The organism is Planomicrobium okeanokoites, assembly GCF_003428875.1.
Classification (GTDB): domain Bacteria; phylum Bacillota; class Bacilli; order Bacillales_A; family Planococcaceae; genus Planococcus; species Planococcus okeanokoites.
This window is the reverse complement of sequence record NZ_QQRS01000003.1, coordinates 369,052-381,677: the sequence shown is the minus strand read 5'-3', so window position 1 is coordinate 381,677 and position 12,626 is coordinate 369,052. Positions and strand designations below refer to the sequence as shown.

General features: G+C 46.1%; 11 protein-coding genes. 2 read left to right on the top strand and 9 right to left on the bottom strand.

Annotation, left to right across the window (positions count from 1 at the left end; genetic code table 11):
• Positions 1-115 precede the first annotated feature (115 nt).
• A complete protein-coding gene (locus tag D2910_RS09815; RefSeq protein ID WP_117313375.1) occupies positions 116-1,396 on the top strand; it encodes a glucose-6-phosphate isomerase in 1,281 nt (426 codons plus the stop codon).
• A gap of 414 nt (positions 1,397-1,810) precedes the next feature.
• On the opposite strand, the gene D2910_RS09810 is transcribed toward D2910_RS09815, so the two are convergent.
• The 8 genes from D2910_RS09810 to D2910_RS09775 all read right to left on the bottom strand — a co-directional run bounded on the left by D2910_RS09810 (position 1,811) and on the right by D2910_RS09775 (position 11,302).
• Complete coding sequence (locus D2910_RS09810; RefSeq protein WP_117313374.1) at positions 1,811-3,427, bottom strand: glycoside hydrolase family 13 protein; 1,617 nt, start codon at positions 3,425-3,427, stop codon at positions 1,811-1,813.
• 12 nt (positions 3,428-3,439) lie between these two features.
• Positions 3,440-4,459, bottom strand: coding sequence for a LacI family DNA-binding transcriptional regulator (locus tag D2910_RS09805; RefSeq protein ID WP_117313373.1), 1,020 nt, complete (start codon positions 4,457-4,459; stop codon positions 3,440-3,442).
• Between the two features lie 13 nt (positions 4,460-4,472).
• Positions 4,473-5,288, bottom strand: a complete 816-nt coding sequence (locus tag D2910_RS09800) for a carbohydrate ABC transporter permease (RefSeq protein ID WP_084242641.1) — start codon at positions 5,286-5,288, stop codon at positions 4,473-4,475.
• Positions 5,288-6,148: a carbohydrate ABC transporter permease gene (locus D2910_RS09795; protein WP_117313372.1), complete on the bottom strand. Its 861-nt coding sequence runs from the start codon at positions 6,146-6,148 to the stop codon at positions 5,288-5,290. The genes D2910_RS09800 and D2910_RS09795 overlap by 1 nt, the downstream gene beginning before the upstream one ends.
• A gap of 98 nt (positions 6,149-6,246) precedes the next feature.
• On the bottom strand, positions 6,247-7,548 hold the full coding sequence (locus D2910_RS09790) for an ABC transporter substrate-binding protein (RefSeq protein ID WP_084242643.1): 1,302 nt from the start codon (positions 7,546-7,548) through the stop codon (positions 6,247-6,249).
• Positions 7,549-7,694: 146 nt separating this feature from the next.
• Positions 7,695-8,768 (bottom strand): ABC transporter ATP-binding protein, encoded by a 1,074-nt coding sequence (locus tag D2910_RS09785; protein ID WP_117313371.1) that lies wholly within the window; start codon positions 8,766-8,768, stop codon positions 7,695-7,697.
• A 4-nt stretch (positions 8,769-8,772) separates the two neighbouring features.
• Positions 8,773-9,648 carry an ROK family protein gene (locus tag D2910_RS09780; protein ID WP_084242645.1) on the bottom strand — a complete coding sequence of 292 codons (876 nt, stop codon included), beginning with the start codon at positions 9,646-9,648 and terminating at the stop codon, positions 8,773-8,775.
• 58 nt (positions 9,649-9,706) lie between these two features.
• Entirely contained in the window at positions 9,707-11,302 is a 1,596-nt protein-coding gene (locus D2910_RS09775; protein ID WP_117313370.1) for a glycoside hydrolase family 13 protein, read from the bottom strand.
• Between the two features lie 179 nt (positions 11,303-11,481).
• On the opposite strand from D2910_RS09775, the gene D2910_RS09770 reads away from it, so the two are divergent.
• Positions 11,482-12,066, top strand: coding sequence for a biotin transporter BioY (locus D2910_RS09770; protein WP_117313369.1), 585 nt, complete (start codon positions 11,482-11,484; stop codon positions 12,064-12,066).
• A gap of 74 nt (positions 12,067-12,140) precedes the next feature.
• On the opposite strand, the gene D2910_RS09765 is transcribed toward D2910_RS09770, so the two are convergent.
• Entirely contained in the window at positions 12,141-12,602 is a 462-nt protein-coding gene (locus tag D2910_RS09765; protein WP_084242648.1) for a HEAT repeat domain-containing protein, read from the bottom strand.
• Positions 12,603-12,626: the final 24 nt, after the last annotated feature.

The window sequence follows — 12,626 nt, the reverse complement described above, 5'->3', positions numbered from 1 at the left end:
TTACCAGATTATGGGTTCCCGTTAAAATGAAAGACTCTCTTTATTCGCATATGCCATAAGGTATTGAAGCTCCGGATATGGTAAACTTGAGAGAAAAAGGAAAGGGAGTTTTCAGATGATCGAGTTTACATATTCGGGGTCTTTCGAAACTGTTTTGACAGACGGAAAAAAAGCCGCGTTAAAGGAAATTCATGATAATTTATACAATAAAGAAGGAAGAGGTTCCGATTTTTTGGGATGGCTCGATTGGCCGAGCACTGTTCAGCCTGAATTTATGGAGCGCATCCAAAAAACCGCCGAAGTGATCCAGGAAAAAGCGGAGGTATTGGTCGTCATCGGCATCGGTGGATCCTATCTGGGCGCGAAAGCCGCATTGACCGCTCTCTCGCCTTATTTCAATAAAGATGATAAAAAAACCGAGGTGCTGTTTGCCGGACATCAGGTCAGCGGCGAATATCTGAAACAGCTTCTCGCCCATCTCGACGGCAAGGAAGTGATGGTCAATGTCATTTCGAAATCAGGAAAAACTACAGAGCCTGCGCTCGCCTTCCGCTTTCTGAAAAAATACATGGAAGACCGTTACGGGGAAGCCGCCGCAGAACGCATCATCGTAACGACTGACGCCGAGAAAGGCGCACTGGTCAACCTGGCGATTGAAAATGGATATGAACGATTTGTCGTACCTGAAGATGTGGGCGGACGTTATTCAGTATTTACTGCAGTTGGCTTGCTGCCGATTGCCGCTGCCGGATTTTCAGTATCAGAATTGATGGCCGGCGCAAAAGATGCGGAAGAGGCTTATCAGGTATTCAATCCCAAAACCAACACAGCCATCCGTTATGCAGCTGCGCGTCATCACCTTTATTCAGAAGGTTATACCACAGAAGTCATGGCCACTTTTGAACCGAAATTGGCTTATGTCCAGGAATGGTGGAAGCAATTATTCGGTGAAAGCGAAGGCAAAGAAGGCAAAGGCATCTTCCCTGCTTCCGTATCATTCACTACTGATCTCCATTCAATGGGCCAGTATATCCAGGACGGCATCCGCAATCTTTTTGAGAGTTTCCTGCTGATCAAGGAAAGCAAAGAAGATTTGACAGTATTCGAAGCGGAGAATGATGGTGACGAATTGAATTACCTGGCCGGCATCACGCTGCAGGAATTTAATCACGTTGCCTATAAAGGCACTTCGTCAGCGCATCTTGACGGCGGCGTTCCGCAAATGAGCCTGACAATCGAAAAGATGGATGAGTTCCATCTTGGCCACCTGTTTTATTTCTATATGATTTCCTGCGCATACAGCGCATACCTGCTGGACATCAACCCATTCGACCAGCCGGGCGTTGAGGATTATAAAAACAACATCTTTAAATTATTGGAGAAGCCAGGATACTAATTTTAGAAAAACAAGATCCATTCGGTCTTTCCTCTAGTGTGTTTAAAAAGAAAGCTAGGTATACGATATTCCGCAAAACAGCTCCGCTTTCCTGGCTGCTCGCACTGAGCTAACTCGGGCTCGTTTCACTTCACCCAAGTGGATCTCAGCACTTCGCTTAGTCGCCTGGGAGTCTTCGCTGTTTTGCTCCATATCTCAGCTCGCTTTCTATAACTCACATCCGCTTATATCTGATTTACGTATAGAAGTGGCTCCATAATTCTAAGTAGATTCAGAATGAAGCATTAGGCGTTGAAGGGCAAAGAGGTGCTTCTGCATCGCTGCACTGCTTCATTGATAAAGATCGAAAAATTGATATCTTTTCGAAAATGTAAAAAGGGCAGACCCCATCGGGTCCGCCCTTTTTCTGTTCGCTTATTTAATTTGATAGACTCTCGCTTCATATGGGCGGATTTCTGCCGGGTCAACGGATTCGTAATTCGACATCAGCAGACCGCGGTTTTCCGGTTCATTCCAGCGGTAACGATTCGGACCGAGATTCGAAACGATCAATACTTTCGAATCCTCATCTTCGCGCGTGTAAGCATAAACGTCATCAAACCCAAGTTCCTTCAACTCATAGCTGCCGTAAACAAGCACGGCCATCTTTTTACGCAGTGCAATCATTTGCTTGTAGAAGGAAAGCACAGAATGGGGATTGTGTTTTTGCGCTTCAACATTGAGCCACTCGTAGTTAGGATTCGTGTAGATCCAAGGCTGGCTTTCAGAGAAACCGGCATTCGGGCTGTTGTCCCATTGCATCGGAGTGCGCGAGTGGTCACGGCTTGTCGCTTTGATCAGCGTCATGACCGCATCGTGTTCCATGCCTTCGGCTAAGTTATAGAAATACAGATTATGGGTCTGGACATCATCGTATTGCTCGATTTTTTCAAACGGCGCATTCGTCATGCCGATTTCCTGTCCCTGATAGATGAACGGTGTGCCTTGCATGAAGAAATACATGCAAGCCATCGATGTCGCACTTTCACGCCAGTAAATGCTGTCATTGCCCCAAGTTGAAACTGCTCGGGGTTTATCGTGGTTTTCGATGAATAAGGCATTCCACCCTATTCCTTCAACAGCTTTTTGCCAGCGGGTCAGAACATCTTTAAGCTCCGATACATTGATCCCTTTTTTCTCTTCCGTATTCCACAGGCCAAGGTCTTCGAATTGAAAGACCATATTGAATTTGCCATTTTCTTCACTGATCCATTCTTCGATATCATCAGCGGATACGCCGTTCGCTTCGCCAACTGTCATAATATCGTATTTAGCGAATGTCTCATCACGAAGTTCTGCCAAAAGCGGCTGGATGCCATCGACGTTCATCATTTTTTCCCATGCCGGCAGATACGGCTTGCCTTCTTCCAGCGGCAAATCAGTGAAGTCTTTCTTGATGTGGCTGATGGCGTCCACACGGAATCCATCGATTCCTTTGTCGAGCCACCAGTTGACCATATCGTATAACGCTTTCCGCACTTCCGGGTTTTCCCAGTTCAGATCCGGCTGTTTCTTCGAGAAGATATGCAAATAATATTGCCCTGTCTTTTCATCATACTCCCAGGCCGGTCCGCCGAAAATGCTTTTCCAGTTTGTCGGTTTGTCACGCCATACATACCAGTCACGCTTCGGATTATCCAGTGACGAGCGGGATTCCTGGAACCATGGATGCTCATCACTTGTATGATTGATGACCAGGTCGATAATCAGCTTCATGCCGCGTGCGTGCACTTCCGCCAAAAGGCGGTCGAAATCCTCCATCGTTCCCAGCTCATCCATGATGTCCTGGTAATCACTGATATCATAGCCATTGTCATCATTCGGCGATTTATACATGGGACAGATCCAGATAACGTCAATGCCCAATTCCTTCAGATAATCCAGTTTCGCCGTTAAGCCATTGATATCTCCGATGCCGTCGCCGTTCGAATCCATGAAGCTTCTCGGATAAACCTGATATGCAACTGCTTCTTTCCACCATTTTTTGTTCATGTTCATTTCCTTTCAAAGACTTCGGCAAGAACCTCGTTCAATCAGCCGGGAAGGAACCGTGATTTCCCTTACCGGCGCCTCCCTGTCTTTAATTTTTTCAAGTACCAGTTCTGCTGCATGCAGACCCAGTTCATAAATCGAAATATCCACCGTGCTGAGCGGCGGTTTCAGATGTTCTGACAGCGAATGGTTATTGAAGCTCAATACGGAAACATTGCCGGGAACATCTATTTTCATGTCCTGCAGATAACTGATCAATTCATAAGCGATCAAATCGTCATGTGTGACAATCGCTGTCGGCGGCTGTTCAAGCCGCATCAGCCGTTGGACCGACTGCTCTTCCAACCCCGCATTGATCGACTGATTGACGATCAATTCGGAATCGTAGCGGATTCCCGCTTTTTGAATTGCTTTTCGATACCCTTTCAAACGGTCCAATGACACCACATATTCCAACCCGCCGCCAACATATGCAATCCGCTGATGGCCAAGGCCGATCAGGTAATTGACGACTTCAAACGAATTCCCCACATTATCGTTATCGACATACGAAATCGATTCGGTATGGACATCCGGGCGGCCGACGACTGAAAATGGAGTATTGCTATTGTATAGGTAATCCATGATTTTGTCGCCGATTCTGGAGTATAAAAGTATAATGCCATCGACCCTTTTTCCCTGGGTCATGGAAATGACTTCTTCATAGATCTCTTCGGTAGTGGCGCCAGTCGAAAGATAAAGTCCGTACTGGCTTTCATGGGCACGGCTCGAGATGCCGCGGAGCACTTCCGGAAAGAATGGATTCTGGAAAGCGAGGGTCGCCGAATCGGCCATGATGACACCGATTGTCTGAGTTTTTTGGATAACCAGATTACGCGCCTGGAAGTTCGGGTAATAGCCCAGGTGCTTCATAGTTTCCCGGACTTTTTTCTTTGTGTCTTCACTGATACGCGGATTATCCGCGATCACACGGGATACAGTTGCCGGTGAGACCGATGCCGCTTTCGCAACATCTTTAATCGTAATTGCCACTTCAATCTCCCCTTTACTTTATGGCACCATCCGATACGCCTTTGATGATTGAACGCTGTGCGAAGAAATAAAAGATGATGACAGGCAAGATTGCGAGCGTAAGCCCTGCAAGTGCCAGATGCCATTGTTTCGTGTATTCTCCGAAGAAGAAAAACATCTTCAGTGGGATGGTTTCGCTTCCGGTTTTATTGATGACCAGAGATGGCAGAAGATAATCGTTCCAAATCCAGATGATGTTCAGGATAGCGACCGTGACAGTGATCGGCTTCAGCATCGGGAAGATGATGTGCCAGAAAACCTGCCAGCGATTGGCTCCGTCGATGCGTGCTGCCTCATCCAGTGATTTCGGAATATTGTTCAATGCGCCGTGATAAAGGAAAATCGACAGGCTGGCACCAAATCCGATATACATGAAAATCAGGCCGCCGCGGTTCAGCATTTCAAATTGGCCGAATACGGTGACAAGCGGAATCATGACCGACTGGAACGGTATCAGCATTGCCGCTACAAAAATGAAAAACAGGACAGTGCTGATCCGGCTTTTGGCGCGGGACAGCGCGTACGCCGCCATCGCTGAAAAGATGATGATCAGCACAACGCTGCTGATTGTGATGAGCAGTGAATTGAATAGGGTCTGGAGAAAATCCAGTTCCTCAAAAGCGGTGATGTAATTATCAAAACTCCATTGTTCCGGAGGGCTTGTCACATCCATGAAAATTTCTTTTTTCGTTTTGAACGAGTTGACGAACATCAGATAAAAAGGCAATAACCATAAGATACCGAGGAGAATGCCGAGAATCTCCAACTTCCAATTTCTTTTGTTTCTCATTACATTTCAACCTCCCGGCGTTTATTCCAATAAACCTGCAGCAAGGCAATGATTGCAACGATTACGAAGAAGATGACCGCTTTTGCCTGCGCATATGCGAAAGCATTTTGCATGAACGCCGTCTTGAAGATTTCCATTGCCACCATTTCTGTCGAGTTGTATGGTCCGCCACCAGTCAAAGACAGGTTTTGGTCATACAGTTTAAAGGTATTCGACAGTGTCAGGAACATGCTGACGGTGAATGCCGGCGCCACCAAAGGAAAGACGATGTAGCGGAAACGCTGGAAAGATGATGCACCGTCAATTTCAGAAGCCTCAAGCAATTCTTTCGGCAATCCTTGCAGATACGCTATGTAAATAACCATGATATAGCCGGCCATCTGCCAGCTCATAAGAATGACCAGTCCCCAAAAACCGGTTTCTGTAGTAGAGAGCCATCCCTGCAGACTTTCCATTCCGACCATTTCACCGACACTGGCAAATACTTTGATGAAGATGAATTGCCAGATGAATCCCAGGATCAGACCGCCGATCAGGTTCGGCATGAAGAAAGTCGTCCGAAGAAGACTGCTGGATTTGATGCGCGATGTTACGATCAACGCCAAAGACAAACCGATGAAGTTAATGAGGATGACCGAAATAACGGAGAATTTCGTCGTGAACCATAAAGAATCCAGGAATCTTTCATCTTTGAAAAGATCGATATAATTCTGGAAGCCGACAAATTCACCTGTGTTGATGCCATTCCAGCTGGTGAAGGAATAATAGACGCCAAGCAGCATCGGCACGACGACTACGAGGGTTAGAGCGATCAAGACCGGGGCCAGGAACAACCAGTAAGCAAAATCTTTCGTACGCATAATTGAAGCCCTTCCTTTCTGCATTAGAAGCGGAAAGACAAAACAAAGCAGCACAGAGGCTGCTTTGTTCTTGTCTCCAGCTTATTTATTTCACTGTTTTATTGTCTGTCAGCTTCCCAAGCGGCTTTCGCTGAATCGACTACTTCTTCCCAAGTCGCTTCTTCGCTCAAGTATTTCTGGATGTTGGCACCCAGTTCATCCTGTCCCCATCCTGTCGGATAGCCCATGAATACCCATCCGATTGTTTCGCCTGCTTCTGAAGCATCGTAAACAGCTTTGGATAATGGGTCAGAAATTTTCGAAGTGTCATATCCCTCGTATGCAGGGATGAATTTGAAATCTTCCACTACAGCTGTTTTACCAGCGTCAGAAGTATACAGCCAGTCCAGGAAATCTTTTGAAGCCTGGATCACTTCTTCGTCAAGGTTTGAGTTGACTGCCCAGTACATTGGCACACCGACCGGAAGGCCGCCTTCTTCATAGCCTTCAACCGGTATCGGCATCATGTCGATTCCGCCGTCAGCAAATTCCTGGTCGATTCCAGCGATTGAGCCGTAAGCCCAGTTCCCTTGCTGAATGATTGCAACACGTTCCAATGAGAATAATTCTTCAACTTGCTGAGAATAATCCAAGCTCACTGTCGGCTGTTTTGAATATTCGTTTTGAAGATCAACGATTTTCTTGAAGCCATCTGAATATTTGAATTCTACTGCCGGTGCATCAAATGCAGACAATACGTTATGGTCAAACTCTGGTGCGATGAATGTATTTGATAAATGCAATCCTGTTACCCAAGTTTCTTTCCCCGGGAATGCGAATACAGATTCAATTTCAAGCTCTTCTTTTTTTGAATCCAGTGTTTTCACAGCTTCTTCAAGGCTTGCATAATCCGTGATTGAGGCAGGATCGATTCCCGCTTCTTCAAACAGGCGTGTATTGTAGATGAATCCGTAGCCTTCCTGGTTATAAGGCAAACCCAAAACTTCCGATTCTACAGTGACACCGTCAAGCGTTCCGTCAAGTGCAGCTCCTGCAGCAGCAGTATCTGATAACGGAGCCAGGCTGTCTTTCCAGTCAGCTACGTCCTGAGGTCCGCCGATATTGAAGATTGCCGGCTCGTTGCCTGAAGCAAACTTCGAACGGAGTGCAGCGCCATAATCTTCTCCGCCGCCTACTGTTGTAATTTCAATATTTACATCAGGGTTTTCTTTTTCATACATTGCCACAACATCTTCGAATTGTTCTTTGAACTCTACTTTAAATTGAAAAATGTCTACTGTTACTTTGTCGCCTTCAGCTGAAGAACCTTCTTCTTCCCCGCCGTTGCCGCATGCCGCCAACAAACTTGTTGTAACCAGTAATGAAGCGAGCAATCCTTTTTTGAATTTGAACTCTTTCATGTGTGTAATCCCCCTTTGAGTTTTGTGCAATCGTTTGCACAATTGTGAAAAATAAAAATGGAAACTTTTTAAGAAAGCGTTTCCAACTTTCAATTGTCTGTATCGTATCACAGTGAAAACGTTTGCACAATATCTTTAAAAAAATTTTATCTGATTCGTTTTTCGGTTGTTGGATTAAAAAAGCGCGCTTTATCCATTTCAAATGCCATCGGGAAAACTGTGCCTGCTGCCAAATCAAGGTTGGCGTCCACGCGGCCGACAAATGAATGTCCTTCAAGTGTTGCGTAAACCATATATTCAGAACCCATCAATTCCACTACATCCAGATTCACTTCAACAGTTGATTCATCTTTTACCGGTTTATGGGTAATATGCTCCGGACGCAAGCCGATAATTACTTCCTGATTGTCCAGACCTTCAGGCAAGGCAGAATCAGGGATAAGAAGTTTTGTCTGTCCCATAACAAAATAATTGCCTTCTATGCGGCCATTGAAGAAATTCATGGCTGGTGAACCGATGAATCCTGCCACGAAGACGTTATCAGGCTGATCGTACACTTCTTTAGGCGTCCCCACCTGCTGAATAACGCCGTCTTTCATTATGACAATCCGCGTCGCCATCGTCATAGCTTCGGTCTGATCATGTGTTACATAAATCGTTGTTGTTTTTAAACGCTGGTGAAGTTTCGAAATCTCTGTCCGCATCTGCACACGCAATTTCGAATCGAGATTCGACAGCGGTTCATCCATCAAAAACAGTTTGGCGTCACGGACAATCGCACGTCCAAGTGCCACACGCTGACGCTGTCCACCGGACAAAGCTTTCGGCTTCCTGTTCAGGTAGTCCATCAATCCGAGTATCTCCGCCGCATTTCTGACCCGATCCTTAATCTCCGCTTTCGGCATTCCTTTCAGTTTGAGGCTGAATGCCATATTTTCGTATACCGTCATATGCGGATACAAAGCATAATTCTGGAATACCATTGCGATATCGCGGTCTTTCGGCTGCACTTCATTCATTTTCTTGCCGTCGATCGAAAACGTTCCTGAAGAGATATCTTCCAGGCCGGCTATCATTCGAAGAGTAGTCGATTTTCCGCATCCTGACGGTCCGACGAAGACGATGAATTCCTCATCTTCAACAGTAAGGTTGAAATTCTCCACTGCCGTCACTTTATTATCATAAGTCTTAGTCAGTTGATCCATTAATAATTTTGCCACGATTTCACTTTCCTTCCAGTACGAGTAATGCAGCGCCAAGTACTCCGGCATCATTGCCGAATTTCGCTGTTTGAATTTCCAATGGATTGAGCAGCAATGGTTCCAGCTGGTCCAGTAACTGAGGCCACCAATACTCCGCAGATTCCGATACTCCGCCTCCGATGACAACCGACTCCATATCAAAGACCGCCTGCAGTGAACTGATGACGATTGCCAAATCATATGTGAACGCTTCCAAAAGATCCTGCGATTGTTTATCCGTTGCTGCGTTTTGGAACATCTCGAGAGGTGTCAAATCCACACCTGCTTCCCGGATGCGACGCTGAATCCCTGTACCTGAAACGTATTGTTCATAGCACCCTTTGCGTCCGCATGCACAATCTGCACCGCCCGGATATAATGTGATATGCCCGAGTTCCGCCGCTCCGCCGTGAGGACCGCCGCTCAGTAATTTGCCGTCCCAGATGATGCCGCCACCAAGGCCCGTGCCAAGCGTCAGGCAGACCACTCTGTCCAGCCCTTTCGCCGCGCCGAATTTTGCTTCTGCCAATGCCGCGCAATTGGCGTCGTTTTCAACTTCGACCCGTATGCCTGTTGCTGCTTGCAATTGTTCTTTCACTTTCGTCCCGCTCCAGCCAGGCAAGGCATCGGTTGAAAAAATGATGCTGCCCTCTTTCGGATCGACAAAACCGTGCGTGCCGATTCCGACAGCTGCCACTTCCGGATAATCACCTAAAATCCGCAGGACATTTTTCTCCAGATAAGGATACAGCGGAAATTGCGTCGGTATCCTTTCGTCATAAAGAATCGTCCCGGCGCCGTCAATGATCCCCAGACGAATCTTCGTTCCTCCAATATCTACACCCATCACGTTTGCCATTAAGTTCCTCCTCCAGTTATGTGAAGTAATCTTATCATAACTTAAAATTTTAAGATTTCTAGATTTTTTTATGAAACACAGCTGTTTCATATGGACGCAAAATCAGTTTCCCGGTACTTTCCAGTTTCTCGTAATTCTGGATCAGCAACTCTCCCTGCGGCATTGGAAACTCGATGTGCCGCGCTGAAAAATTACAGTAGACTGTCAATTTCTCTCCTGGAATTTCACGAGTATAAGCAAAAACATTTTCGTCCGCACGGTGAAGCAGCATAAAATTGCCGTGTGTAATGATGTCCATCGATTTACGCAAATGGATCAGTTTTTTATAGAATTGGTATATCGATCCGCTGTCGTCTTTATCCAGCGTATTGATGCCCGAATAATTCGGGTTCGATGCAATCCAAGGCGTACCGGTTGTAAATCCGCCATGGGCTTCCGCATTCCATTGCATCGGTGTGCGGGCATTGTCCCGGCCTTTAACATATATCGATTGCATAATCTTCTCGTGCGGGACCCCTAGATCCCTTTTTTCTTTATACATATTCAGCGTTTCAATATCTTTGTATGCTTCGATTGAATCAAACCGGACGTTCGTCATGCCGATTTCCTCACCTTGATAGATATAAGGTGTGCCCTGCATGAAGTGGAGGCAAGCCGCAAGCATTTTCGCCGACTCGATACGATATTCCCCGTCATCACCGAAGCGCGATACGATTCTTGGCTGGTCATGATTGTTCCAGTAAAGGCTGTTCCAGCCTGAATCATGCAGGGCATGCTGCCAGTGCTCAAGATTGTATTTCAAATCTGTCAGCTGAAGCGGCTTCAAATCCCATTTTTCTCCGCTCGCCTGGTCAAGCCCCATATGCTCGAACGTGAAAATCATATTCACTTCTTTACGCTCTTCATCGGTGTATTTGATGGCATCCGAAATGGTTGCTCCAGGCATTTCACCGACCGTTACAATGTCGTATTTTGATAATACTTCCCTGTTCATTTCCTGAAGATAATCGTGCACTTTAGGGCCGTTCATATAAAATTCCCCGCCGTCACCATCCGGTCCGTCCGGAAAATCCTGATCTTTGGAAATCAGATTGATGACGTCCATCCGGAAACCGTCGACGCCTTTATCCAGCCACCAGCGCATCATCGCATAAACCGCTTCACGCATCTCCGGGTTCTCCCAGTTCAAATCAGGCTGCTTCTTTGAAAACAGATGAAGGAAATATTGCTCCCGCTGCTGATCGAGTTCCCACGCTGAGCCGCTGAAAAACGACAGCCAATTATTCGGCTCATCACGCCATATGTAATATTCCGGTTTGCTGCTGAACCACTCATGTTCATCCGAAGTATGATTGACGACCAGATCCATCATCAGTTTCATCCCTCTTCTGTGCATTTGGCCTATCAATTCCTCGAAGTCATCCATGGTGCCGAAATCATCCATTATTTTTTGATAATTCCGGATATCATAACCGTTATCATCGTTCGGTGAATCATAGACCGGCGACAGCCAAATAATATTCACACCCAGATCTTCGAGGTAGTCCAGCTTTTGGATAATTCCTTGTATATCTCCGATGCCATCCCCATTCGAATCCATGAAACTTCTAGGGTATATCTGATAAACTGTCGACTTCTTCCACCACTCCGCCATTTCAACACTCCTCTCTCAAGTAAACATGCAATATTCTATCATGAAGAATCGATGAAGGGGAATTTTCATCTAATGCAAAATTCTCCCACCTTTCTTTGTGTTAACTTAAATAAAAAATAGGTTGACTCATTTTTCAGTATTTATTATACTTTGGATAGCTTATAAATTGGAGGTTGCATATGACTACATACTCAAAAACCCGATCGGCTAATCACGCAAGAACTTTGAAACTGGTTCACATTGCCATGTTTTCGGCATTGATGGCCATCGGCGCAAACCTGACATCGTTCTTAATCATCGGAGGAGTGCCGATCACGTTGCAGACGTTCTTCGCCATTCTTGCAGGACTGTTGCTGGGCAGTAAGCTTGGTGCTGCTTCCATGGTCGTTTATGCCTTTATCGGCCTTGCTGGAGTCCCCGTTTTCGCCAAATTTTCAGGCGGCATGGACACCATTATTTCGCCGACATTCGGATTTATCGTATCTTTCATTCTGCTTTCTTATGTTGTCGGTTTGATTGCGGAAAAATTTCCGACACGCAAAGGTTTTGTCGCAGCCGCTCTAGCGGGGCTCGCAATCAATTACCTATTCGGCACCAACTGGATGTACGCGGCTTATAAATTGTGGTTTGCCGCACCGGAAGGCTTCACGTACATGATGGCATGGGCATGGATGGTGCCGCCGCTTCCGAAAGACTTGATCCTGGCTGTACTTGCCGGCCTTTTCGGATTCAGGTTGAAGCCGATCATCCGGAAATACATGTAACGAATTTTTACTGAAAAAAGCAAAAAGACGGAGCGGGGAAATTCCCGCTCCGTCTTTTTTTTGTATAGCCTGAATTATTTTCTTCTGGTTCTCACAGGTGCAGCTTCCCACTGTGCTTCAAGCCAAGATTCAAACTCATCGCCTTTTGCGCCTTTATAAGTGTCATAGATATCGCTGCGCATTTTCTGCAATTTCGCTTTAAAGTCTTCATAGCTGTGATCAGCGGGCAGACTCTTTTTGATGCGGACCAAAACTTTATCCGTGTCTTTGATCAGCTCATTTTCATTGCGTTCCGGCATTTCGACATCTTCGCCGAAATTCCGCAGCATGTCATAAGCTGTCTCCTGAACCTGGTAGACCGGATCGTTCTTCATGCGGTTCATCAGGACGCTGATTGTCTGTTCCGTTTTCCACTTGCCTAATTCCTCAACAGCGGCCAAGCGTTCTTTCCAGTTGGCCATGCGGTTGGCAGATTTCTTCAACTCATCGTAATTCGGCGGCGTTTCTTCCTTGTATTTAACTTGTGTCAATTTCATTCTCCTTTTATTCATTTCTCTTTG

Coding starts and splice junctions, on each gene's coding strand:
- D2910_RS09795 (WP_117313372.1), bottom strand. CDS start 6,148: ATGCGTACGAAAGATTTTGCTTACTGGTTGTTCCTGGCCCCGGTCTTG.
- D2910_RS09790 (WP_084242643.1), bottom strand. CDS start 7,548: ATGAAAGAGTTCAAATTCAAAAAAGGATTGCTCGCTTCATTACTGGTT.
- D2910_RS09780 (WP_084242645.1), bottom strand. CDS start 9,648: ATGGCAAACGTGATGGGTGTAGATATTGGAGGAACGAAGATTCGTCTG.
- D2910_RS09800 (WP_084242641.1), bottom strand. CDS start 5,288: ATGAGAAACAAAAGAAATTGGAAGTTGGAGATTCTCGGCATTCTCCTC.
- D2910_RS09815 (WP_117313375.1), top strand. CDS start 116: ATGATCGAGTTTACATATTCGGGGTCTTTCGAAACTGTTTTGACAGAC.
- D2910_RS09770 (WP_117313369.1), top strand. CDS start 11,482: ATGACTACATACTCAAAAACCCGATCGGCTAATCACGCAAGAACTTTG.
- D2910_RS09765 (WP_084242648.1), bottom strand. CDS start 12,602: ATGAAATTGACACAAGTTAAATACAAGGAAGAAACGCCGCCGAATTAC.
- D2910_RS09775 (WP_117313370.1), bottom strand. CDS start 11,302: ATGGCGGAGTGGTGGAAGAAGTCGACAGTTTATCAGATATACCCTAGA.
- D2910_RS09810 (WP_117313374.1), bottom strand. CDS start 3,427: ATGAACAAAAAATGGTGGAAAGAAGCAGTTGCATATCAGGTTTATCCG.